The sequence below is a fragment of the Pseudomonas sp. PDM24 genome, from assembly GCF_019218905.1.
Taxonomy (GTDB): domain Bacteria; phylum Pseudomonadota; class Gammaproteobacteria; order Pseudomonadales; family Pseudomonadaceae; genus Aquipseudomonas.
Genome location: NZ_JAHUWR010000001.1, coordinates 18,617 through 41,265, shown reverse-complemented (window position 1 = coordinate 41,265; position 22,649 = coordinate 18,617). Strand labels below are relative to the sequence as shown.

Annotated in this window: 22 protein-coding genes; 11 read left to right on the top strand and 11 right to left on the bottom strand. The window is 59.9% G+C overall.

All coding sequences use genetic code 11. The annotated features are described in order from the left end of the window. Positions 1-84: 84 nt before the first annotated feature. Positions 85-519, top strand: a complete 435-nt coding sequence (locus KW837_RS00185) for a hypothetical protein (RefSeq protein ID WP_218394128.1) — start codon at positions 85-87, stop codon at positions 517-519. After that, positions 519-923, top strand: a complete 405-nt coding sequence (locus KW837_RS00180; protein WP_008074973.1) for an META domain-containing protein — start codon at positions 519-521, stop codon at positions 921-923. The genes KW837_RS00185 and KW837_RS00180 overlap by 1 nt, the downstream gene beginning before the upstream one ends. 127 nt (positions 924-1,050) lie before the next feature. Here the strand turns inward: KW837_RS00180 and KW837_RS00175 are convergent, their stop codons facing one another. After that, on the bottom strand, positions 1,051-1,518 hold the full coding sequence (locus KW837_RS00175) for a TlpA disulfide reductase family protein (protein ID WP_218394127.1): 468 nt from the start codon (positions 1,516-1,518) through the stop codon (positions 1,051-1,053). Between the two features lie 114 nt (positions 1,519-1,632). On the opposite strand from KW837_RS00175, the gene arsC reads away from it, so the two are divergent. Genes arsC through KW837_RS00160 form a run of 3 tightly spaced genes read left to right on the top strand, consistent with a single transcriptional unit; the run spans position 1,633 to position 3,006 of the window. Further along, positions 1,633-1,986 (top strand): arsenate reductase (glutaredoxin), encoded by a 354-nt coding sequence (gene arsC, locus KW837_RS00170; RefSeq protein WP_192345641.1) that lies wholly within the window; start codon positions 1,633-1,635, stop codon positions 1,984-1,986. Beyond that, positions 1,983-2,579, top strand: coding sequence for an NAD(P)H:quinone oxidoreductase (wrbA, locus tag KW837_RS00165; protein WP_008011647.1), 597 nt, complete (start codon positions 1,983-1,985; stop codon positions 2,577-2,579). The genes arsC and wrbA overlap by 4 nt, the downstream gene beginning before the upstream one ends. A 1-nt stretch (position 2,580) precedes the next feature. After that, positions 2,581-3,006 (top strand): DUF2069 domain-containing protein, encoded by a 426-nt coding sequence (locus tag KW837_RS00160; protein WP_192345640.1) that lies wholly within the window; start codon positions 2,581-2,583, stop codon positions 3,004-3,006. A gap of 91 nt (positions 3,007-3,097) precedes the next feature. Here KW837_RS00160 and KW837_RS00155 read toward each other — a convergent pair whose 3' ends face one another. Both KW837_RS00155 and ttcA read right to left on the bottom strand, forming a co-directional pair. Beyond that, positions 3,098-3,772 carry a DNA-3-methyladenine glycosylase I gene (locus KW837_RS00155; RefSeq protein WP_218394126.1) on the bottom strand — a complete coding sequence of 225 codons (675 nt, stop codon included), beginning with the start codon at positions 3,770-3,772 and terminating at the stop codon, positions 3,098-3,100. Positions 3,773-3,900: 128 nt separating this feature from the next. Then, positions 3,901-4,725 (bottom strand): tRNA 2-thiocytidine(32) synthetase TtcA, encoded by an 825-nt coding sequence (ttcA, locus tag KW837_RS00150; RefSeq protein WP_218394125.1) that lies wholly within the window; start codon positions 4,723-4,725, stop codon positions 3,901-3,903. Positions 4,726-5,158: 433 nt separating this feature from the next. Here ttcA and KW837_RS00145 point away from each other — a divergent pair, with 433 nt between their 5' ends. Together KW837_RS00145 and KW837_RS00140 are read left to right on the top strand one after the other, a co-directional pair. Next, on the top strand, positions 5,159-5,761 hold the full coding sequence (locus KW837_RS00145) for a Yip1 family protein (protein WP_017340184.1): 603 nt from the start codon (positions 5,159-5,161) through the stop codon (positions 5,759-5,761). Positions 5,762-5,954: 193 nt separating this feature from the next. Further along, complete coding sequence (locus tag KW837_RS00140; protein WP_218394124.1) at positions 5,955-6,449, top strand: SprT family zinc-dependent metalloprotease; 495 nt, start codon at positions 5,955-5,957, stop codon at positions 6,447-6,449. Between the two features lie 120 nt (positions 6,450-6,569). Here the strand turns inward: KW837_RS00140 and KW837_RS00135 are convergent, their stop codons facing one another. Further along, complete coding sequence (locus KW837_RS00135; protein ID WP_218394123.1) at positions 6,570-7,751, bottom strand: CaiB/BaiF CoA-transferase family protein; 1,182 nt, start codon at positions 7,749-7,751, stop codon at positions 6,570-6,572. 145 nt (positions 7,752-7,896) lie between these two features. Next, entirely contained in the window at positions 7,897-9,231 is a 1,335-nt protein-coding gene (locus KW837_RS00130) for a dicarboxylate/amino acid:cation symporter (protein WP_218394122.1), read from the bottom strand. Between the two features lie 339 nt (positions 9,232-9,570). Between KW837_RS00130 and KW837_RS00125 the strand changes: the two genes are divergently transcribed. Further along, positions 9,571-10,584 carry an AraC family transcriptional regulator gene (locus KW837_RS00125; RefSeq protein WP_218394121.1) on the top strand — a complete coding sequence of 338 codons (1,014 nt, stop codon included), beginning with the start codon at positions 9,571-9,573 and terminating at the stop codon, positions 10,582-10,584. 317 nt (positions 10,585-10,901) lie between these two features. Here the strand turns inward: KW837_RS00125 and KW837_RS00120 are convergent, their stop codons facing one another. The 4 genes from KW837_RS00120 to KW837_RS00105 all read right to left on the bottom strand — a co-directional run bounded on the left by KW837_RS00120 (position 10,902) and on the right by KW837_RS00105 (position 14,604). Continuing rightward, complete coding sequence (locus KW837_RS00120) at positions 10,902-11,261, bottom strand: DUF6124 family protein (RefSeq protein ID WP_063342851.1); 360 nt, start codon at positions 11,259-11,261, stop codon at positions 10,902-10,904. A gap of 528 nt (positions 11,262-11,789) precedes the next feature. After that, complete coding sequence (locus KW837_RS00115; RefSeq protein WP_218394120.1) at positions 11,790-13,136, bottom strand: ATP-binding protein; 1,347 nt, start codon at positions 13,134-13,136, stop codon at positions 11,790-11,792. Then, positions 13,133-13,810, bottom strand: coding sequence for a response regulator (locus KW837_RS00110; RefSeq protein WP_007899104.1), 678 nt, complete (start codon positions 13,808-13,810; stop codon positions 13,133-13,135). The genes KW837_RS00115 and KW837_RS00110 overlap by 4 nt, the downstream gene beginning before the upstream one ends. 191 nt (positions 13,811-14,001) lie before the next feature. Beyond that, complete coding sequence (locus tag KW837_RS00105) at positions 14,002-14,604, bottom strand: porin family protein (protein ID WP_218394119.1); 603 nt, start codon at positions 14,602-14,604, stop codon at positions 14,002-14,004. 147 nt (positions 14,605-14,751) lie between these two features. On the opposite strand from KW837_RS00105, the gene KW837_RS00100 reads away from it, so the two are divergent. Continuing rightward, positions 14,752-15,543, top strand: coding sequence for a dienelactone hydrolase family protein (locus KW837_RS00100; protein WP_218394118.1), 792 nt, complete (start codon positions 14,752-14,754; stop codon positions 15,541-15,543). Positions 15,544-15,692: 149 nt separating this feature from the next. Next, entirely contained in the window at positions 15,693-16,418 is a 726-nt protein-coding gene (locus KW837_RS00095) for a 4'-phosphopantetheinyl transferase (RefSeq protein WP_218394117.1), read from the top strand. A 117-nt stretch (positions 16,419-16,535) separates the two neighbouring features. Here KW837_RS00095 and KW837_RS00090 read toward each other — a convergent pair whose 3' ends face one another. Together KW837_RS00090 and KW837_RS00085 are read right to left on the bottom strand one after the other, a co-directional pair. Continuing rightward, on the bottom strand, positions 16,536-18,146 hold the full coding sequence (locus KW837_RS00090; protein ID WP_123495864.1) for an ATP-binding protein: 1,611 nt from the start codon (positions 18,144-18,146) through the stop codon (positions 16,536-16,538). Further along, the gene (locus tag KW837_RS00085; protein ID WP_218394116.1) at positions 18,143-18,865 is read right to left on the bottom strand and encodes a response regulator; all 723 of its coding nucleotides are present in this window, start codon (positions 18,863-18,865) and stop codon (positions 18,143-18,145) included. Before KW837_RS00085 ends, KW837_RS00090 begins: the two co-directional genes overlap by 4 nt. Positions 18,866-19,599: 734 nt before the next feature. On the opposite strand from KW837_RS00085, the gene KW837_RS00080 reads away from it, so the two are divergent. Next, on the top strand, positions 19,600-22,494 hold the full coding sequence (locus KW837_RS00080; protein ID WP_218394115.1) for a ribonucleoside-diphosphate reductase subunit alpha: 2,895 nt from the start codon (positions 19,600-19,602) through the stop codon (positions 22,492-22,494). Positions 22,495-22,649 lie beyond the last annotated feature (155 nt).

Here is a 22,649-nt window from a genome sequence, read left to right as displayed (position 1 = left end):
CATTTGAACCAGATCGAAGGTTACATGCCCGCGCCATGCTGCGTTCATGCCCGTGCTAGCATATCGCGCATATTTGGAGGACCCATGGTCGAACACGATTTTCGCTATAGCCTGATGAACCCGCAACACACCCTCACCGAATGCCGCGCCCTTGTGCCGGGGCGTTATCAAGTCACCGGCAACGGCGGCTCGATTCGTAATAACGACGTGTTGGTAGTGACCCTTAAAGGCAGCAAGGACTTGTCCATGCGCCTGACTGTCGAAACGGTTCGCCACTTGATCAACCCGCCGGGCCAATGGGTCGCGGTGGCCAGTGGTCCGGTGTTCGGCGAACTGGCGATTCACACCTGGAAGGTCAACTGCGACAGCTGCGCCAAAGAACTGAGCTTTGAGTTCGCGGTCGACGCCAAGCTGGGCAACAAGGCGGAAAAACCGGCGGCCACTGCACGGATTGCCGAGCTGGGCTGGGCCACCGTCGGTGACAAGCACCTGTGCAAGAAGTGCCAGGAGCCTGCGTGATGAAGCGCCTTGCTCTGACCGCCATGGCTGGCGCCAGCCTGTTGGGCTGCGCCGCCGAGCCGGTGCAATTGCAACACAACCGCAGCTACATTCTGGAATGGATCGGCGAGCGTCCGCTGATGGACTACAGCCATCTGACCATCACCCTCGATGAAGATGGTCGGGCCTATGGCAATGGCGGCTGCAACCACTGGTTCGCGCCGTATACCCTGCAAGGCGACAAGCTGAGCTTCGGCAAGATCGGCAGCACCCGCAAAATGTGTGCGCCAGCGTTGATGGAGCAGGAAAAACGCTTCCTGCAGGCGCTGGAAAACGTCCAGCGCTGGGACGTTTCACCGATCGACCAGATGCGCTTCTGGCCGGCGCAAGGCAAACCGTTGCGTTGGTGGCTTGAAGAGGGTTGATCCTCTCGCTCCGATCGTTCCCACGCGGGGCGTGGGAACGATCAGTGAATTGCTTTTCGTAGGAGCCAGGCTTGCCGGCGAAGGCGCTCCAAAGTACGCCTTCGCCGGCAAGCCTGGCTCCTACAGATCAATTTTTAGCCTGCAACGCCTCAAGCCTCGCCATCACCCCCGCCGCCGTCTGCTCGCCCATCAACTGTTCCCGCACCTTGCCCTTGTCATCGATGATGTAAGTCACCGGCAACGCTTCACTGCGCGGTAATTCGAAAAGGTCGGCCGGGTCCTGGGCCAGCACGGTGAAGGCGATCCCCAGTTTCTCGCTGGCACTTTTCAGCTCTTCGCCCTGCACATTGTCGAAGTTGACCCCGAACACTCCGATCTTCTTGCCCTTGAGCTGCTCGGCCAGCACGTTCAACTCGGGAATCTCGGTACGGCACGGGCCACACCATTCGGCCCAGTAATTGAGCACCAGCCATTGTTTATCCAGACGTTCGGCGGCGACTTTGTGGCCGTTTTGGTCGGTACCATAGTCATTGCCGCAGCCCCCCAACAATAACGCCCCCATGATCGCCAATGCCGCTGCCAGTCGCCTTGTCATGTCTCGATCCTTGTCAAAAATGGAATGCACCTGCGACCCATCGCCTCCCAAGGTTCTGGATTACGCGCCGCCCAGTTAGAATAGCCGCCACCTTACGCAAGATGCGACCCGCACATGACCGATCTGACGCTTTATCACAACCCGCGCTGCTCGAAATCCCGCGGTGCGCTCGAACTGCTTGAAGCCCGTGGCCTGGCCCCGACCGTGGTCCGTTACCTGGAAACCCCGCTGGACGCCGCGCAAATCCAGAGCCTGCTGAGCAAGCTTGGTATCAGCGCCCGGCAATTGCTGCGCACCGGCGAGGACGAGTATAAAACCCTCAACCTGGCCGACAGCACCCTCGGCGAGGCGCAATTGATCGCTGCTATCGCCGCGCACCCGAAACTCATGGAGCGGCCGATTCTCGAAGTCGGCGACAAAGCCATCATCGGCCGCCCGCCGGAGAATGTACTGGAGTTGCTGCCGTGAGTGCCCCGTACATTCTGGTGCTGTATTACAGCCGCAGTGGCTCGACCAATGAAATGGCCCGGCAGATTGCCCGTGGTGTCGAGCAGTCCGGTATGGAAGCGCGCCTGCGCACCGTGCCGGCGATTTCCACCGAATGCGAAGCTGTGTCGCCGGACATTCCCGACGAAGGCGCGCTGTACGCCAGCCTCGACGATTTGAAGAACTGCGCCGGCCTGGCCCTCGGCAGCCCGACCCGCTTCGGCAACATGGCCGCACCGTTGAAGTACTTTCTCGATGGCACCAGCAATCTGTGGCTGACCGGCGCCCTGGTGGGCAAACCGGCCGGGGTCTTCACCTCCACCGCGAGCCTGCACGGCGGCCAGGAAACCACGCTGCTGTCGATGATGTTGCCATTGCTGCACCACGGCATGCTGATCACCGGCCTGCCTTACAGCGAGTCGGCGCTGCTGGAAACCCGCGGTGGCGGCACGCCTTACGGCGCCAGCCATCACGCCGGGGCCGATGGCAAAAGCGGTTTGAATGAACACGAAGTTGCGCTGTGCCGCGCCTTGGGCCTGCGGTTGGCGAAGACTGCGCAAAAGTTGGTGAGTTGAAATGGCCAAAAAGCCGAAGATTCTGCCTTCCATCGAATGGCTCGAACCGCGAGTACGGGCGATGCGCGTCATCAGCCTGCTGTGCTTTTTCGGCCTGGTGGGACTGCTCTGCGCCTACTACCTGATATTCGCCGACCTGCATGGCGCGCGGCCGTGGGTGATTCTGCTGATCGAACTGGTGCCACTGCTGTTGCTGGCGCCGGGGATGATCGTTGGCAGCGCCCGCGGGCATTCGTGGATGTGTTTTGTGGTGAACCTGTATTTCATGAAGGGCGCATTGGCCGCGTATGACCCGAACCGCCAGCTGTTCGGTTTACTGGAGATGGGCGCGAGCCTGGCGGTGTTCTGCTCGGCAATGTTGTATGTGCGGTGGCGGTTTCAGTTGAACCGCAAGTTGGCGGGTGAAGGCGAGACCAGCGTCGCCTGAACTGACGCCTTCGCGGGCAAGCCTCGCTCCTACAAGGGCACCACCATTCCCCGTAGGAGCGAGGCTTGCCCGCGAAGGCCGCGACTCGGTCTCAATGATTCACTGTGTAAGCCAGCATCATCGAAATCTGGCTCATCGGCCGCCCTCCGCTCTCTTCGTGCCACTGGTTGAACGCATTTTGCACCGTGGCCATGTCCCGCAGGCTGGTTGGCACCTTGTCGACGATCTTCTGCGCACTCAGCGCTGCCACCACGTCGTAGCTCGGCACGAACGTGTCCTTACCGACCATGCGCAAGAATCGCGGTGCCGATAACCCGCCCAACTGATGCCCGTGTTTTTTCAGGTAGGTCCACAAGCCGACAATATCGGTCACCGGCCATTCGGCGATCAACGCGCCAAAACTGCCCTTCTCATGGGCCACGTCCAGAATGAACTGTGCATTGCGCGGCACGCTCTTGAGCTTGCCCAGATGGCGGATGATCCGCGCGTCCTGCATCAGGCGCTCCAGGTGTTCGGCGCTCATCAGCACGACTTTTTCCGGGTCGAACTTGAAGAACACTTCTTCGAACGCCGGCCACTTGGCGTCCACCAGGCTGTGCTTGAGCCCGGCGCGGAATACCCGCAACGCCATGGTCGAGAGGTAGCGGTCGTCACTGATCTTGCGCAATTGCACCGGGGTCTTGGGAACGGGCAGATGGGCTTCCAGTTCAGCCGCCGAACCGAAGCGGTTCAGACAGTATTCGTGCAGCCACTTGTAATCGCGCATGCCCTCTCCTACGGATTGAAACAGAAAACCTGTGGGAGCGGGCTTGCTCGCGAATGCGTAGTGTCAGTCAACAATAATGTCGGCTGACACTACGCATTCGCGAGCAAGCCCGCTCCCACACAATTTGTTCAGAGGTTTACTACGTTGACGAACCGCGAAGCCGCGGTTTCATCGATGCGCAGGTTGGTGAAGTCGAACAGGTTGCGGTCCGCCAGTTGCGACGGGATCACGTTCTGCAAGCTGCGGAAAATGCTTTCGGTACGGCCCGGGGTCTTGCGTTCCCACTCCTGCAGCATCTCTTTAACCACCTGGCGTTGCAGGTTTTCCTGGGAGCCGCAGAGGTTGCACGGGATGATCGGGAATTGCTTGAAGTCCGAGTAGGCCTGAATGTCTTTTTCGTTGCAGTAGGCCAGCGGCCGGATCACCACGTTGCGCCCGTCATCGGCGCGCAGCTTCGGCGGCATGGCCTTGAGCGAGCCGTTGAAGAACATGTTGAGGAAGAACGTCTCGACGATGTCGTCGCGGTGGTGACCGAGGGCCATTTTGGTCGCGCCGATTTCATCGGCAAAGGTGTAGAGCGTGCCGCGACGCAGGCGCGAGCACAGCGAGCAGGTGGTCTTTCCCTCAGGAATAAGCTCCTTGACCACCGAATAAGTGTCTTTCTCGACGATGTGGTACTCGATGCCCAGATCCTTGAGGTAAGCCGGCAGCACGTGCTCGGGAAAGCCTGGCTGCTTCTGGTCCATGTTCACGGCCACGATCTCGAACTTGATCGGGGCGACCTTCTGCAAATGCATCAGCACGTCGAGCATGGTGTAGCTGTCTTTGCCACCGGACAGGCAGACCATGACCTTGTCGCCGTCTTCAATCATGTTGAAATCGGCGACAGCCTCACCCGCCTGGCGGCGAAGGCGCTTTTGCAGTTTGTTCTGGTTGACCGTAAGAGTGCCCATGACGCGAAATCCGTGAGGTGTGACGAAAGGCCGGCATTTTACGCAAAAACCCTTTCGGGGCGAAGCCTGCACTTAGAAGCCTGCACTTATATGACTTGAGCATACCCCTGTGGCGAGGGAGCTTGCTCCCGCTCGGCTGCGCAGCAGTCGCAAAACCTGCCGACACGGTTTGCCTGACACAACATCAGGGCCGCTTCGCGCCCCAGCGGGAGCAAGCTCCCTCGCCACAGGTTTCATTCGGCACAGACCTGGCGGCGATTAACAATAGTGTTTACAGCGCGATTTGCTCTAAGCCTCTCGCACTATTGCCAGTAACTCCTTTCTATACTGCGGCATAAGGTCGCACACGTATTCAGACCTGTACTTACCTGGCCACTTTGGCCCGTAAGCGCTCCGCTGGGGGGCGATGGCAACAACAAGAGGAGTGACTGGCATGATCCATCACGTAGTGGGGCTCTTCACCCACCCTGACCAGGAATGGAAAGAAATCCGTGGCGACCAGGAGGAAAGCATCAGCCACATGTACCTCACGCATACCCTGATTCTGGCGGCGATCCCTGCCGTGTCGGCGTTTATCGGCACCACGCAGGTCGGCTGGGTCATTGGTAATCGGGCGCCGGTGATGCTGACCACGGAAAGCGCGCTGTGGATGACCATCATGTCGTACCTGGCGATGCTCGGCGGTGTCGCGGTGATGGGCGCGTTCATCCACTGGATGGCCCGCACCTATGACGCCAACCCGAGCCTGGCACGCTGTGTCGCGTTTGCCACGTACACCGCGACGCCACTGTTCATCGGCGGTCTGGCGGCGCTTTACCCGCACATGTGGCTGGGAATGATCGTCGGCACCGCCGCCATCTGCTACACGGTGTACCTGCTGTATGTAGGCTTGCCAACGTTCATGAACATTCCGTCGGACGAGGGATTTCTGTTTTCCAGTTCGGTGCTCGCCGTAGGACTGGTGGTGCTGGTAGCCATCATGGCGTTCACCGTGATTGTCTGGGGCCTGGGCGTGGGCCCCGTCTATACCAACTGACAACCGACCGCCCACATAACAATCAATATCTGCCAATACAAGGCCGCCGCAAGGCGGCCTTCTAATGCTCAGCATAAAGAGCTCCGGGATAGAGGGCTCGACGACAGGAAGCGGCGACGACCATTCGGCGCCTCGACGATTCGCAAGCCCCGAAGGTTGCGGCATACTCGACGCCTCTGGAGATCCATCAAGCATGCCCGAGCAACTCAATATCCGCGTCGAAGACTGTTTCCAACAAGCTGAATCCTTTTTCAAACGACCTTTCAAACGCCCCATGGTGAGCCTCAAGCTGCGCGGGCAAAAAGCCGGTGTCGCGCATTTGCACGAGAACCTGCTGCGTTTCAATCCGCAGCTGTACCGGGAAAACACCGAAGACTTCCTCAAGCAGACGGTGGCGCATGAAGTCGCGCACCTGATCGCCCATCAACTGTTCGGCGACCGCATCCAGCCTCATGGCGAAGAGTGGCAACTGATCATGCGCGGTGTGTACGAACTGCCGCCCAATCGCTGCCACACCTACGACGTCAAACGCCGTAGCGTGACCCGCTACATCTACAAATGCCCGTGCCCCGACAGCGACTTCCCGTTTTCGGCGCAGCGACATGGTTTGGTGAGACAGGGGCGGCGGTATTTGTGCAGGCGCTGCCGCAGCACCTTGGAGTTTAGTGGCGAGATGCGGGTCGAGTAGCAGGATTTTTGGTGTTTGGGCCGGCCTCTTCGCGAGCAAGCCCGCTCCCACACTGGGCCTGCGTCGCGCCGAAGATCAAATGTGGGAGCGGGCTTGCTCGTGAAGGCGTCCTTACAATCACTACACAACCACCCTGGCACGCCGCAATTCCTCGATCCGCTCAACACTGAACCCCAACTCCCCCAACACCTGATCGGTATGCGCTCCCAGCGTCGCGCCAATATGCCGAGGCTCAGGCAAGCCGTCCGAAAACTTCAACGGGCAAGCCATCTGCGCCTGAGTCGAACCATCGCCCCTTGGCACCTCCGTCACCAATTCCCGCGCTTTCAACTGCGGATGCCGCACCGCTTCGCCCAGGCTTAATACCGGCTCGACGCACGCATCGACCCCGGCGAACAGCTCACACAACTGGGCAAAGTCGTATTTTTCGAATTCAATTTTCAACGCCTCCTTGAGCGCCTGTTGCCGGGCCGGCTCGGGTGACAGCCCTTGGGCCGCCAGTTCCGGCCGGCCCAGCGCCGTGCAGAGTTGCTGCATGAACACCGGCTCCAGACTGCCCACCGACAACCAGCGTCCATCGCGTGAACGGTAGTAGTCGTAGAAGCTACCCCCATTGAGCATCTGCTCTTCCCTGCCCGGCTCCACGCCACAGGCCAGGTACCCGGCACCGGCCATGGCATTCAGGCTGAAGGCGCAGTCGGTCATGCTCACATCCAGATGCTGCCCCTGCCCGGTCTGCTGTCGCGCGATCACCGCCGCCAGCAGGCCGATCACCCCATGCAGCGAGCCGCCCGCGACATCCGCCACCTGCATGCCCAACGGCACCGGGCCGCTGTCGGCGCGACCGGTGTAGCTCGAAAGCCCCGCCAGCGCCAGGTAGTTGATGTCGTGGCCGGCGCGATCTTTGTAGGGGCCAGTCTGGCCATACCCGGTGATCGACACATAAATCAGCTTCGGGTTGATCGCTTTCAGGGCTTCATACCCCAAACCGAGCCGGTCCATCACGCCGGGACGAAACTGCTCCAGCACGATGTCGTGGTCCTGCAGCAATTGCTTGATCACCTCCAGCGCCTCGGGCTGCTTGAGGTCCAGCGCCAGGCTGCGCTTGTTGCGATTGAGGTAGGCGTGGCTGGCCGAGACGCCTTGATCATGCGGCGGCAGCACCCGCAGCAGGTCCATGCGGGTCGGCGATTCGATGCGCAGCACCTCGGCGCCCATGTCTGCCAGCAGCAACGAGGCGAACGGCCCCGGCAGCAGTGTCGAGAAATCCAGAACCTTGAGTGATGCCAGTGGACCGAGCATAAGTGTTCTCCAGTGCAATCCCCCAAGCCTAGGCAGCCGAGGACATTGCAGCAATCACCTTATGTGTCAGCGGCGGTGACCGTTGTGCTCAAATCGCAGGTAAGAAAAAACCCGCCGAAGCGGGTTTTTCATGCAGCCAAAGTACTTACTTGACGCTGGCTGGGGTTGGGCCTTCAGCCACACCCAGGTCGTCTACTTCACGCTCGTCGGAGATACCGCGACCGCCGGAAGCCAGCTCGACTTGCAGCTTGTCTTCGTCCAGCTCTTTCACCCACTTGGCGACCACGAGGGTGGCCACGGCGTTACCCACAAGGTTGGTCAGCGCACGGGCTTCGGACATGAAGCGGTCAATACCGAGGATCAGCGCCAGGCCGGCCACCGGCAGAGTACCCACGGCCGACAGAGTGGCTGCCAGCACGATGAAGCCACTACCAGTCACACCCGCCGCACCTTTGGAGGACAACAGCAGCACCAGCAGCAAGGTGATCTGGTGAGTCAGGTCCATTGGGGTGTCAGTCGCCTGAGCGATGAACACAGCCGCCATGGTCAGGTAGATCGACGTACCGTCGAGGTTGAACGAGTAGCCAGTCGGGATCACCAGACCCACAACCGATTTCTGCGCACCCAGGCGTTCCATCTTGATCAGCATGCGTGGCAGCGCGGATTCCGAAGAGGAAGTGCCCAGCACGATCAGCAGTTCTTCACGGATGTAGCGAATCAGTTTCAGCACACTGAAGCCGTGCGCGCGGCAGATGGCGCCCAACACCACGACAACGAATACGATGCAGGTGATGTAGAAGCAGATCATCAACTGACCCAGCTGCACCAACGAACCGACACCGTAGGCACCGATGGTGAAAGCCATCGCACCGAACGCGCCGACTGGAGCGAGCTTCATGATCATGTTGATGATGTTGAACATCACGTGAGCAAAGCGATCGATGAAGTCCAGCACCGGTTTGCCGTAGGCACCCAGGCGATGCAGGGCGAAACCGAAGATCACCGAGAACATCAGCACTTGCAGGATGTCGCCGTTGGCGAAGGCGCCGACGATGGTGTTCGGGATCACGTTGAGGACGAAAGCAATGATGCTCTGGTCTTTACCGGCCGAGATGAAGCCAGCGATTTTGCTGGTGTCCAGGGTCGTCACGTCGATGTGCATGCCGGCGCCCGGTTGCACGACGTTGACCACGACCAGACCGATCAGCAAGGCAATGGTGGAGACGATTTCGAAGTACAGCAGCGCATAGCCGCCGGTCTTGCCGACCGATTTCATGTTCTGCATGCCGGCGATACCACTGACGACGGTACAGAAGATGATTGGCGCGATGACCATTTTGATCAGTTTGATGAACCCGTCACCCAGCGGCTTGAGGGCTACACCGGTCTGCGGGTAGAAGTGACCGAGCAGGATGCCGATAGCGATGGCAACGATCACCTGGAAGTACAGGGATTTATACAGTGGCTGACGAGTCGTCATTGCAAAGTTCCTCAAGAGTGCCTCAGTAACAACATCCATCTGTTGCCCCTGACACCTCAATTGCGAACCCTCCTGCACTGGAGGGATTTGTTTTGTCGAGCTGCACGCCGGCAGACCTCTGCGGCTTGTATCGCAAGCGCCGTGCCACCTTCGAAAAAAACCCCGCCAGCCTTGTGACATCAAGGGTTACAGGTTTTTTGGGTCACTAACCCGTCACAACGATGTGGCGGATTTCCGCCCATCAGCCAAACCTCGTCCTGCAATTTGGCGGATATCCGCCTTGTTCATTCTCGACAGGCACCGCTACCATCCATTGCTCAGTGGACGGACCTGCCCCTTATGCGCGAACGCACCATCGCCAGCCATTTCGCCCGCGCCGCCCTCGGTGGCGCGCGTCGGCGTGGCTACGACTATTGGAGTCTGTTGCAGCAACTGGGGATCAGCCCCGAGCTGCTCGAGGAGCCGCGCGCCCGAATCGCGCCCGAGCAGTTCGCTCGATTGATCCAGGGGCTGTGGCTGGCCCTGGACGACGAATACCTGGGCTTCGGGCAAGCGCCGAGCAAACCCGGCAGCTTCGCGATGATGTGCCATGCGGTGATCCACTGCCGCACGCTGGAGAAAGCACTCAATCGCGGTTTATTGTTTTACAGCCTGTTCCCCGGCGCGCCGCGTCTGACGCTGAGCCACGAAGGCGACAGGGTTCGCCTGAGCCTGGACGATTCGTCGCTGTGGGATCCGGACCACTTTCTCAGCGAAAGCCTGTTGGTGATCTGGCATCGGTTCGGCAGTTGGCTGATCGGCCAGCGCATTCGTCTGGAGCAGGCCACGTTCAGTTACCCGAGGCCCGAACACGGGGCCGAATACGACTTGCTGTTTTCCTGCCCGCTGAGCTTTTCCACCGTAAAGAGCACGACGGCGCAAAGCAGTCTGCTGTTTCACAGTCGCTACCTGAACATGCCGCTGTTGCAGGACGAACGAACCCTCAAGCACTTTCTCGAGCGCTCCCCCGCCGACCTGCTATCGCGCCCCGACGAAGGCGACAGCCTGAGCAGCCAGTTGCGGCGCTTGCTCAGCCGCGACAGCGCGCGCTGGCCAGACCTGGAAGCCGTGGCCGCGCACCTGCACATCAGCCCGCAAACCTTGCGGCGGCATTTGCGCGAAGAAGGCACGAGTTTTCAGGAATTGAAGGACCAGTTGCGGCGGGACATTGCGATTTATCACCTGGGGCGTGCGGATCTGTCGTTGCAACAGATTGCCGAGCAGTTGGGGTTTTCCGAGCCGTCGGCGTTTCACCGGGCGTTCAAGAAGTGGACCGGCCTTACGCCTGGGGCTTATCGAGCTCAGGAGAATTGAGTTCTAGCGCTGTTTTTTGGGTGTATTCACTGGCCTCTTCGCGAGCAAGCCCGCTCCCACAGGGGATCTGCTGCGAACACATCATTTGTGAACGCCAGCAATCCAATGTGGGAGCGGGCTTGCTCGCGAAGAGGCCCGAAAAAACACCACAGAACTTTGCAGACAGCCATGCTGTTGTGGCGAGGGAGCTTGCTCCCGCTGGGCTGCGAAGCGGCCCCAAATCCGGCAGTCACGGTTTTTCAGATGCACCGCACGCTCAGGTTTTGCGACTGCTGCGCAGCCGAGCGGGAGCAAGCTCCCTCGCCACAGGTTCTTCGCTAGCCTCGCGGATCGAAGTTATCCAGCACCCGGTTCACGGCCAGCTCCCCGAGCATGACCACGGATTGAATCCCCAACATCATGTTGCGATGTGGCATGTCCATCAACCCGGCGAACTCACTGAGCATCATGCTCGCTGACGCCAGGGATTCGCAGGCGTTGACCAGCAGGGTTTCGTTATCGACTTCGGCACCCACATGGTAAATGGTGCTGGGTTTGCGCTTGGTGTCTTTGGGAATGTCCGGTTTGAGGTAGTAATCGAGGGCGCGATCGGCGGCTTCGTTGAGTTTTTTCGAATCGAGGGATTCGTAGGGGGATGTCGGATCGGTTTCAGGTGGGTTGGGTGTAGGTTTGAACATGGCGAAACTCCGTGGTTGATTGAGCCGCCACGACCTATCGCTAAACAAGTAAAGGTGGCGGCTGTACGCAGGTTAGCGATCCGGGTCACAGAAACCCCGGGTAGACCTCGAAGGTCTCCCACGCACAGCCACCATTACGCGAATTGCAGGCACTAAAAACTGCAATCAGAACTTGGGCGCTTTTGCGTCTGTGTATGGGGTCGGATCGCTAAACCCGATCGCTGATTCGTCAGCGACCCGCAAACGATAGAACCCACGCCCCAGGCGCACAAGCCGGCGGATTCTGGCGTAGTCGTAGGCAGCGGCGCAAGGATGTGTAGCCTGAGTGAGTATCTGGAAGTGTCGTTTAAACAGTGCTTGTTTATCAGTCTGACACCGAGTCTTGTGGTGGCTGTACCGGCCTCTTCGCGAGCAAGCCCGCTCCCACAGTTGATTTGTGTCGGACACAAATAATGTGTTCACAGACGATCCAATGTGGGAGCGGGCTTGCTCGCGAAGGGGCCCGAGAGAACACCCTCCAACTTCCAGTCACACCACCGGAAAATGAATCCGGAACGCCGCCCCGCCCATTGGCGAATCCCCCAGCGTCAGCTTGGCGCTGTAGCTTTCGATGATGTCCTTGACCACCGCCAACCCGATCCCCTGCCCCGGATGCTGACGATCCAGCCGTTCGCCCCGCTGCAGAATCCGCGCACGCTGGTCCGGTGGCACGCCGGGGCCGTCGTCTTCGATACAGAGCTCAATGCCACTGAGGGTTTCGCGCACGCTGATGCGCACTTCGCCGAGGCACAGGCGATAGGCGTTTTCCAGCAGGTTGCCCATCATTTCCAGCAAGGCGCCCTGCTCGATCGGCACGTAACACTGCTCCGGCAGATCGAAAGCGACCCGCACCTGTTTGTCGCGGTAGACCTTGTCCAGCGTATCGCACAGGCTTTGCAACACCGGGCGCAGACGCACCTGGTGACGCACCAGACCGCTTTTGCGCAGGCTGGCGCGTTGCAACTGATAGCCGATCTGCTGGCTCATGCGTTCGATCTGGGTTTGCAGCACCCAGGCCTGCTCGCGCTCTTGCGGCTTTTGCGCCATGTCTTCGCTGACCCCTTGCAATACCGTCAGCGGGGTTTTCAGGCTGTGGGCCAGGTCGTCGAGGGAATCGCGATAACGGCTGCGCTGCTCGCGTTCGCTGTGCAATAAACGGTTGAGCGAGCCGGTCAGGCGCAGCAATTCACGCGGGTGTTGTTCGCTGAGGCTTTCCCGGGTGCCGCTTTCGATCTGGTCCAGCTCCTGGCTCAGCCGGCGCAACGCCTGCAAGCCCCAGGTCAGGCCGGTCCACAGCAAGGCGAGCAACACCAGCAAGGCTGCGCCAAAGCCCAGATAGAGGTTTTCCCGCAGGCCTTCGAGGGTGATTTCGTATTCACGCACCGGTTGCAACGCGACAATGCTGAACGCCGCGCTCTGGCCGCCCAGCAGTTTGACCTCGACGTCATAGACGAAGAACTCTTCACCATTGGCTTCGAGAATCCTTGCGAACTCATTACCGCGTCCGTCGTAACGCGGTTTGTAGTTGATCTTCTCTTCCTGGGTAGCTTTAGAGCGCCAGACCAGATGACCTTCGCGGTCAAAGATGTAACCGAGCAAACGGCTGTCAGTGAGGTTGAAGCGCTCGTCGGGCAACTGCGCCGGCATCTGCAAGCGGTTGTTATCCACCCGGGCAGCAGAGATCAGCGTGGTGACGTCCGACGCCAGGCGCTGCTCGATGGAGTCCTGCAACGCCAGGCTGAACGCGCCCTGCATCGCCGGCAGCAACGCCAGCATGAACAACACCGCCAGGAGGGTGGCGGCGAGCATCAACCGGACGCGAAGGGAACGAATCAAGTGCAGCGCTCATTGAACAGGTAACCAAGGCCACGCACGGTATCGATCGGCTTGAAGCCGGCCGGGCCTTCGAGTTTGCGGCGCAAGCGACCGACCAGCACTTCGATCACATTCGGATCGCGCTCGCCGTCATCCGGATAGAGCTGCTCCATCAAGCGGTCCTTGGCCACCACTTGCTGGTGATGGCGCATCAGGTACTCGAGGATCCGGTACTCGTAGGCGGTCAGCGCCAGCGGTTGTTCGTCGAGGGAGGCCTGTTTGCGATTGAGGTCCAGCAGCAAGGGGCCAGCGACGATGGTCGACTGGGTGAAACCGCTGGAGCGGCGCAGCAAGGCATTGAGCCGGGCGTCCAGCTCTTCGAACTGGAAGGGCTTGACCACGTAATCGTCGGCACCGGCGGCGAGGCCTTCGACTTTGTCCTGCCAGTTGCCGCGCGCGGTGAGGATCAGGATCGGAAAGGTTTTGCCCCGGGAGCGCAATTGACGAATCAGATCGAGCCCGCCCATGCCCGGCAGACCGAGGTCGATCACCGCCAGGTCATGGTTGAACTGCTCGGCCTGGTACAACGCTTCCTCGGCGTTGGCCACGGACTCGACCACGTGGCCGCTATCCGTCAGGCGGGTTTGCAGGTGATGGCGCAATAGCGCTTCATCTTCGACGACCAGCAATTTCATAACGCTCTCCTGGGCAAATCAACATCTCCAAAGACATAACGCCGCGGAACATGTGGGAGCAGGCTTGCTCGCGAAGGCGGTGTGTCAGGCGACATCAATGTTGACTGTGCCACCGTCTTCGCGAGCAAGCCCGCTCCCACAGGGATTTCGCTTAACCACTGGCTTCGGCGCCTACCCTCATAAAACGCTTTTTAGAAAGCGTAATTGGCGGACAGGTAGGTCTGGGCGCTGCTGGTCAAGTCCAGCGAACCCTGTTTGCTGCCGCCGCGCTCGCTCATCTCGGTGCTGGCGTTGCTGCGCAGGTAACGGTAACCCAGCTCGACCGAGGTGTTTTGCGAAACTTGCTGCAATACACCGACCTGGCCGCCAATGGCGTAACCGATGTCGCTGTCGCGGCTGAAGCCTGGCGAATCCTGGGTCAGCTTGGTCAAACCGGCGGTGGCACCGCCGAACAGTTTGGTGCTGCCACCCACCGGGTAGAACAGATCGTAACTGCCCAGCAGATTTTCCTGACGCAGTTTAATGCCATTGTGCGAGCCCGACACGTTGTCGTAAGTGGCGTAGTAGCGACCCTTGCTGTCTTGCTGGCCCAGACGCACGCCCCAGGTGTTGTCCTTGCCGATCACACCGTCGGCGTTCGGGTGGTTGAGGTTGTCGTTCAGGGCGCTGGATTTTTTAACCTTGTCGCTGGTCTGGCCAAAGGTCAGGCCGGCGAAATTGGTGGTGTCGGCGTGGGCCGCAATACTGGCGCCCATCATGGTGAAAGCCAGAAACAGTTTTTTAAAAGTAGTCATTGGGGAGTTTCCTCATGCGCTATGTGCTTTTTGGGTACGGGGCAAGGTTACTGACCCCTCCCTGTACTGCCCCTGAACGCACTCTGAACCTGAGCTGAATCAAATCGACTACGCTGTTCTCACGATTCTTAATATGGAGATTTGATCATGCGTGTGTTCCTCGCCCTCGTGTTACTGGCTCTGAGCGGGGTCAGCCAGGCCGCCATCCAGACCCAGGAAATTCCCTACCAGAGTGTCGACGGCACCAAGCTGATCGGCTATTACGCCTACGACGACGCCATCAAAGGCCCGCGCCCGGGCGTGGTGGTGGTGCATGAGTGGTGGGGCCTCAACGACTACGCCAAGCGCCGCGCCCGTGATCTGGCCGGTCTGGGCTACAGCGCGCTGGCGATCGACATGTTTGGCGACGGCAAGAACACCGAACACGCCAAGGACGCCATGGCCTTCATGCAAGCGGCATTGAAAGACAGTGCAGCAGCCAGTGCGCGGTTTCAGGCCGGGCTCGACTTGCTGAAGAAACAACCACAGACCGATCCGAATAAACTGGCGGCCATCGGCTATTGCTTCGGCGGCAAGGTGGTGCTGGATGCGGCGCGTCAAGGCGTGCCGCTGGCGGGCGTGGTGAGTTTCCACGGCGCGCTGGTGACCAATACCCCAGCGACGCCTGACAGCGTGAAGGCGAAAATCCTGGTGGAGCATGGCGCTCTGGACAGCATGGTCACGGCGGAAAACGTGGCAGCGTTCAAGACGGAAATGGACAAGGCCGGTGCCGACTACAAGTTTGTCACCCTCGAAGGCGCCAAGCATGGGTTCAGCAATCCCGAGGCGGATCGTCTGAGCCATGGCGACCACGGCGGGCCGGACATTGGTTACAGCAAGACCGCGGATGAGAAGTCCTGGGCGGACATGCAGGCGTTTTTCAAGAAGATATTTGGTTAAGACTCTGGATCGAGTAACGGCCTTCGCGGGCAAGCCTCGCTCCTACAGGATTGCATCGTCCTTGTAGGAGCGAGGCTTGCCCGCGAAGAACGATAACTCGGTCGAACTGCTACTACCCTCACGCGTGGCAACCCGGCAAAATGCCCGTCATGAATCCCGTCCCCGCCCTACCCATCTGCTGCACCCCACCCGACGCCCATTGGCCGCTGCCGTTTGTGCTGCCCGATACGGTCCTGTTGGGTACCCACTTCGATACCAAACAACTGGCCAGTGATGATTTCCAGCGCAGCGCCATCGAGCCGCCGGCGAGCATCCAGCGTTCGGTGGCCAAGCGGCAGGCCGAGTTTCTCGCCGGACGAGTCTGCGCCCGGGCGGCGTTGCAACAACTGGAAGGGCTGAGTTTCATCCCGGCCATCGGCGAAGACCGCGCACCGGTATGGCCGGCGCACATCACCGGCTCGATCACCCACAGCACTGGCCGGGCCGCAGCAATAGTCGCGAACAAAGCCCATTGGCGTGGCTTGGGAATGGATTTGGAAAGCCTGCTCGACGCAGAGCGCGCCGAACGCCTGGCCGGGGAAATCCTAACGGGGCCTGAGTTGCAGCGCATGGCTGCCGGGGCTGCCAATCAATTGGCAATGCTGGTGACGTTGACGTTTTCGGTGAAGGAGAGCCTGTTCAAGGCGCTCTACCCGATTGTCCAGAAGCGCTTCTATTTCGAACACGCCGAGGTGCTGGAGTGGAGCGCGGGCGGTGAAGTGCGGTTGCGGTTGCTGACTGACCTGTCCGGTGAATGGCGTAGCGGCACTGAGCTGGATGCGCAATTTGCAGTGATGGATGGGCAGTTGTTGAGTCTGGTCAGCATCAAGGCCTGAGGATTTGTAGCGCCTGTCAGGGCCTCTTCGCGGGCAAGCCTCGCTCCTACGGGAGTTGTGTGAATCCTGTAGGAGCGAGGCTTGCCCGCGAAGGCGATTGTCCAGACAACAAAAATCTCACCGCCGCTCCTGATTCCTCGGCCAGCTCAAACTGAAACAGGCCCCGCCCAGGCTTTTGCTCTTGCCGATCAATGCTCGCCCGTCATGCCAATGGATGATTCGCCGCACAATCGATAACCCCAACCCATGCCCGCCCGAAGCGCGAGTGCGGCTGTCATCGAGGCGCAGGAACGGCGTGAAGATTTTCTCCCAGGCCGTTTCCGGCACGCCCGGCCCATCATCCTCGACATCGACCCGACAGCGCTGCTGTCCGACCTGATAACTGACGGTCACCCGTGAATGGGCGTGGCGCATGGCGTTGCTCACCAGGTTCTGCAACGCCCGGTGCAGGTAGCGTGGCTCGGCCTCGACCCAGGCGTCGTCGCAATCGGCGGCCGACAGGCACAAACCGCGCTGCACCGTGATCTCGGCGCGCAACGGCGCCAGTTCTTCGATCACCTGATTGACCAACGCATCCAGATCGATCCGCTGAAAATTCAGCGCCGGCGAACCCTGCTCCAGCCGCGCATAGGTGAGCATCTCGTCGACCAGCCGATCAAGGTCCTCGATGTCGTGATCCATACCCTCGCGGTATTTTTCCAGCGCCTCAGGCGTGGTGGCCGAGCCGATCATCTCCAGGCCAAAACGCAAGCGCGCCACCGGCGTGCGCAGTTCATGGGACACGGCACGCACCAGCTCTCGCTGAATCGCCAACAATTGCTGCAAGTGCTCGGCCATGCCGTTGAACGCCGAGGCCAGGCGCCCCACCGAGTCCGCGCCGCGTGCCGGTACGCGGGTTTCCAGGCTGCCCTTGGCGATGCGCGTGGCAGCGGCTTCCAGCCCGCGCAAACGGCGCTCCAGTTGACGCACCAACAGATAGACAATCAAACCGATCAGGCTCAGGCCAAGGGCCGCAATCAGCACCAACCACTCAGGCGGGTACGGATTCATTTGATACAGCGGGCCGATTTCCAGTACCCACGGCGTACCGACCATGCCGGCAAACACCCGGATCGAATCGCCGCCCTTGCCCAGCGCCATCACCGTGTCGCCTTCGGATACGCGGCGGCTCTGGTCTTCGTCCATGTCGGCCTGATCGATCGTGACCAGCCGCAGATCAAAGCCGAAACCCTTCTCTTCCTTTAACTGCGCCAGACGCTTGGGCTGCTCGGCCACCGGGTAGCGCACCAGTTCATCGGCCAACAGGTAAATGGTCGCTCGCGCCAGTTGCTCGCTGATCTGCTGGACTTCCCCGGTGAGCACCAGTTGTTCCTTGTCGCTGACCAAGCGGTAAACCTTTGCCGCGTGCGGGCCGGTCTGCTCCACCAATGCCTGACCGCGCAGCACGCGGGTGCGCTGGGTCAGGTCGAGATCGGTCTGGGGGAATGTCTTCAGCGCCAACGGAATCCCGAGCAAGCGCTCCCACACCAGCAAGGCCCGGTGGCGTTCAGTTTCGTTCATCGGTTGCAGGTTATCGGCCATCAACGAGAACGTGCCGTGGGCCAGACGCTCGCGGTATTGCTCGCTGCGCACCTGGTTAAGCAGGTGCAAGGCCAGCACACCGAGCACCGCCACCAGAATCAGCGCCGCACACATGCCGCCATAAATGCGCAGGAAGATCGAGTTCACAGCGACAAGTCTGCGCAGGCTTCGGGAACGAACAGGTAGCCTTTGCTGCGGATGGTTTTGATCAGCCGCGGATGCTCCGGGTCATCGCCGATCTTCGGGCGGATGCGTGAGATGCGCACGTCGATGGAACGGTCCTGGCCGTCATAACCGATACCGCGCAGCGCCGTGAAAATTTCTTCGCGAGACAGAATACGCCCAGCGTTGGCCACCAGCAGCCAGAGCAAATCGAACTCGGCGCTGGTCAACTCGATGCCTTTGTCATGCAGCCAGGCCTCGCGCAACGCGTTGTCCACCACCAACGGGCCGAACTGCAGACGCCGCTGTTTTTCCGGGGCCGCTTCAGGCGCTTCGCTACGCCGCAACAAGGCCTGGATGCGCGCCAGCAGCAGGCGTGGGCGAACCGGTTTGCAGACGTAGTCATCAGCGCCGAGGTCGAGGCCGAGGATCTGATCGGTGTCATCGGTGCGTGCGGTGAGCATCAGGATCGGGCCGTCATACTTGTCGCGAACCTTGCGGCAAATGCTCAGGCCATCTTCACCCGGAAGCATCAGGTCGAGGATTACCAGGTCCGGTTTCTCCTTGATGATGCGTGCCGCAGCAAGGGCGCCGTTGCCCTCGATCGAGACGCGCAGGCCATTGGCTTCGAGGTAGTCGCGGGTCAGGTCGGCCAGACGCTGGTCGTCCTCGACAATCAATACCTGCCAGACTTCTTGCTCCACGGTGACCTCTGCTTGCCAACATCACTTTAAGAAAGGATCCACCCGTCTTTTTGTAATGATTGGGGAGGATAAGAATGCATCTGCATTGGCCGATTGTATAAACGGCGCACGTCTGGAACACAAGCGGGTAAATGCGTTCGGACACAGCGGTTTTTTGTGATAGGGTTCGCGCCCTTAAAAATCCGAACGACTGTTTTCAATCGCTGAAAATCAGTGAAAAACGGTCCGCTCCAGCTAGGTCGCGGCCTACACGCTCGTTCCACCTTTCACACACAATTTACGCACAGGTTTATCCACAGGTAGTACGTTGCAACACCCTCAAAAACGCATTATCTTGTACCTCGGCGCCAAAAAAACCCTACATGTAGGGTTTTGGCTTAAAAGCCTAACCACATTTCAGACCAGAAACTCAAGTGCTTTATTGCCTGTTTATGGTTGAACCAAGCACGTTTTTACAAGCCCAAACCGCATGCGCGGATGGCACCGTTTTTTCAGGCCAGAACAGCCAGAACGGTACGGGTGTTGCAGTCAAAACTGGCACCCCAGAAAGGAATCCGGTTTCGAGCCCTGGCTCGCGGCCAAAGACTTCGGCAAGGAAGCGGCATCATTAGCCTTTTTCCTACTGTCCCGAAGTTGTTATACCCGACGCCACGTCGGTTGTAGTGCTTCAGGACAGAACGGTGGGCACCGTGATGGTGCCCAAACAAACATAGAGAATGTGGAGACAACCCCCCATGCAAACCGACACAACTCGCGAGAACCCGCAGGGTACCTTGCCGCAGGCCGCCGATTCGAATTCGGATCTGTCCGCCACCGCGCCTGGCCAGCTGCGCGTGATCAAGCGAAACGGGACTGTCGTTCCTTACACCGATGACAAAATCACCGTCGCCATCACCAAAGCGTTTCTTGCAGTTGAAGGCGGCACCGCTGCCGCTTCGTCGCGCATCCACGACACCGTTGCCCGCCTGACCGAACAAGTCACCGCCACCTTCAAGCGTCGCATGCCATCGGGCGGCACCATCCACATCGAAGAAATCCAGGACCAGGTCGAACTGGCCCTGATGCGTGCCGGCGAGCAGAAAGTGGCGCGCGACTACGTGATCTACCGCGACGCCCGTTCCAAGGAACGCGCTGTACGCGCCCCTGCCGAGGACGCGGTACAGGCTCACCCGTCGATCCGCATCACCCGCGCCGATGGCAGCCTTGCACCTCTGGACATGGGTCGCCTGAACACCATCGTCACTGAAGCGTGCGAAGGCCTGGAAGAAGTCGACGGCGACCTGATCCAGCGCGAGACCCTGAAGAACCTGTACGACGGCGTGGCCCTGACCGACGTCAACACCGCTCTGGTGATGACTGCCCGTACGCTGGTCGAGCGTGAGCCGAACTACTCGTTCGTGACCGCCCGCCTGCTGATGGACACCCTGCGTGCCGAAGGCCTGAACTTCCTGGGCGTCGCCGAGAGCGCGACTCACCACGAAATGGTCGATCTGTACGCCAAGGCACTGCCGGCGTATATCGCCAAAGGTATCGAATTCGAATTGCTGAACCCGGTTCTGGCGTCCTTCGACCTGGAAAAACTCGGCAAGGCAATCAACCACGAGCGCGATCAGCAGTTCACGTACCTGGGCCTGCAAACCCTGTACGACCGTTACTTCATCCACAAGGATGGCGTGCGTTTCGAACTGCCGCAGATTTTCTTCATGCGCGTGGCCATGGGCCTGGCAATCGAAGAGAAGAACAAAGAAGACCGTGCGATCGAGTTCTACAACCTGTTGTCGTCCTTCGACTACATGTCGTCGACCCCGACCCTGTTCAACGCCGGTACCCTGCGTCCACAGCTGTCGAGCTGCTACCTGACCACCGTGCCGGATGACCTGTCGGGCATCTACCACGCGATCCACGACAACGCCATGCTGTCGAAATTCGCTGGCGGCCTGGGCAACGACTGGACGCCGGTTCGTGCGCTGGGCTCGTACATCAAGGGCACCAACGGCAAATCCCAGGGCGTTGTACCGTTCCTGAAAGTGGTGAACGACACCGCCGTCGCCGTTAACCAGGGTGGCAAGCGCAAAGGCGCTGTGTGTGCCTACCTGGAAACCTGGCACATGGACATCGAAGAGTTCATCGAACTGCGCAAGAACACCGGTGATGACCGTCGTCGTACCCACGACATGAACACCGCCAACTGGATCCCTGACCTGTTCATGAAGCGCGTCTTCGATGACGGCAAGTGGACCCTGTTCTCGCCGTCCGAAGTGCCGGACCTGCACGATCTGACCGGCAAGGCCTTCGAAGAGCGCTACGAGTACTACGAAGCCCTGTCCGAGTACCCAGGCAAGATCAAGCTGTTCAAGACCATCCAGGCCAAAGACCTGTGGCGCAAAATGCTGTCCATGCTGTTTGAAACCGGCCACCCATGGCTGACCTTCAAAGACCCGTGCAACCTGCGCAGCCCGCAGCAGCACGTGGGCGTGGTTCACAGCTCGAACCTGTGCACCGAGATCACCTTGAACACCAACAAGGACGAGATCGCCGTTTGCAACCTGGGTTCGATCAACCTGCCGAACCACATCACCAACGGCAAGCTGGACACCGCCAAGCTGGAACGCACCGTGAACACCGCTGTTCGCATGCTCGATAACGTTATCGACATCAACTACTACTCGGTGCCACAAGCGAAGAACTCCAACTTCAAGCACCGTCCGGTCGGTCTGGGCATCATGGGCTTCCAGGACGCTTTGTACCTGCAGCACATCCCTTACGGTTCCGACGCTGCCGTCGAGTTCGCCGACAAGTCGATGGAAGCGGTCAGCTACTACGCGATCCAGGCGTCCTGCGACCTGGCCGACGAGCGCGGCGCTTACGAGACGTTCCAGGGTTCGCTGTGGTCCAAAGGCATCCTGCCGCTGGATTCGCAACAGATCCTGATCGAGCAACGTGGCCAGAAGTACATCGACGTTGACCTGAACGAATCCCTGGACTGGGCACCGGTTCGCGCCCGTGTGCAGAAAGGTATTCGTAACTCCAACATCATGGCCATCGCACCGACCGCGACCATCGCCAACATCACTGGCGTGTCGCAGTCGATCGAACCGACTTACCAGAACCTCTACGTGAAATCGAACCTGTCGGGCGAATTCACCGTGATCAACCCGTACCTGGTTCGCGACCTGAAGGCTCGCGGTCTGTGGGACTCGGTCATGATCAACGACCTGAAGTACTACGACGGTTCGGTTCAACAGATCGAGCGCATCCCGCAAGAACTCAAAGAGCTCTACGCGACTGCGTTCGAAGTGGACACCAAGTGGATCGTTGACGCGGCAAGCCGTCGTCAGAAGTGGATCGACCAGGCTCAATCGCTGAACCTGTACATCGCTGGCGCTTCGGGCAAGAAGCTGGACGTGACCTACCGCATGGCCTGGTACCGTGGTCTGAAAACCACCTACTACCTCCGTGCCCTGGCCGCGACCAGCACCGAGAAGTCGACCATCAACACCGGTAAGCTGAACGCTGTTTCCAGCGGCGGCAACCACGGTGACGACTCGGTCCTGGCAGCCCCTGCCGGCCCTGCTCCAGTGCCGAAGGCGTGCGCCATCGACGAGCCGGATTGCGAAGCTTGCCAATAAGCTGAGCCGGTGAGCGCTGAAAGGCGCTGACCTCGATAACCCCCGATCAGTCCTCTGGATTGGTCGGGGGTTTTCTTTTGCCTTGAGGAATGTGGTGGCCGATCTGACGCCTTCGCGGGCAAGCCTCGCTCCTACAGGATATACGCTGATCATAT

Coding starts and splice junctions, on each gene's coding strand:
- KW837_RS00130 (WP_218394122.1), bottom strand. CDS start 9,231: ATGACGACTCGTCAGCCACTGTATAAATCCCTGTACTTCCAGGTGATC.
- KW837_RS00180 (WP_008074973.1), top strand. CDS start 519: ATGAAGCGCCTTGCTCTGACCGCCATGGCTGGCGCCAGCCTGTTGGGC.
- KW837_RS00120 (WP_063342851.1), bottom strand. CDS start 11,261: ATGTTCAAACCTACACCCAACCCACCTGAAACCGATCCGACATCCCCC.
- KW837_RS00155 (WP_218394126.1), bottom strand. CDS start 3,772: ATGCGCGATTACAAGTGGCTGCACGAATACTGTCTGAACCGCTTCGGT.
- KW837_RS00080 (WP_218394115.1), top strand. CDS start 19,600: ATGCAAACCGACACAACTCGCGAGAACCCGCAGGGTACCTTGCCGCAG.
- KW837_RS00175 (WP_218394127.1), bottom strand. CDS start 1,518: ATGACAAGGCGACTGGCAGCGGCATTGGCGATCATGGGGGCGTTATTG.
- KW837_RS00160 (WP_192345640.1), top strand. CDS start 2,581: ATGGCCAAAAAGCCGAAGATTCTGCCTTCCATCGAATGGCTCGAACCG.
- KW837_RS00105 (WP_218394119.1), bottom strand. CDS start 14,604: ATGACTACTTTTAAAAAACTGTTTCTGGCTTTCACCATGATGGGCGCC.
- KW837_RS00135 (WP_218394123.1), bottom strand. CDS start 7,751: ATGCTCGGTCCACTGGCATCACTCAAGGTTCTGGATTTCTCGACACTG.
- KW837_RS00110 (WP_007899104.1), bottom strand. CDS start 13,810: ATGAAATTGCTGGTCGTCGAAGATGAAGCGCTATTGCGCCATCACCTG.
- arsC (WP_192345641.1), top strand. CDS start 1,633: ATGACCGATCTGACGCTTTATCACAACCCGCGCTGCTCGAAATCCCGC.
- KW837_RS00140 (WP_218394124.1), top strand. CDS start 5,955: ATGCCCGAGCAACTCAATATCCGCGTCGAAGACTGTTTCCAACAAGCT.
- ttcA (WP_218394125.1), bottom strand. CDS start 4,725: ATGGGCACTCTTACGGTCAACCAGAACAAACTGCAAAAGCGCCTTCGC.
- KW837_RS00185 (WP_218394128.1), top strand. CDS start 85: ATGGTCGAACACGATTTTCGCTATAGCCTGATGAACCCGCAACACACC.
- KW837_RS00145 (WP_017340184.1), top strand. CDS start 5,159: ATGATCCATCACGTAGTGGGGCTCTTCACCCACCCTGACCAGGAATGG.
- KW837_RS00095 (WP_218394117.1), top strand. CDS start 15,693: ATGAATCCCGTCCCCGCCCTACCCATCTGCTGCACCCCACCCGACGCC.
- KW837_RS00125 (WP_218394121.1), top strand. CDS start 9,571: ATGCGCGAACGCACCATCGCCAGCCATTTCGCCCGCGCCGCCCTCGGT.
- KW837_RS00100 (WP_218394118.1), top strand. CDS start 14,752: ATGCGTGTGTTCCTCGCCCTCGTGTTACTGGCTCTGAGCGGGGTCAGC.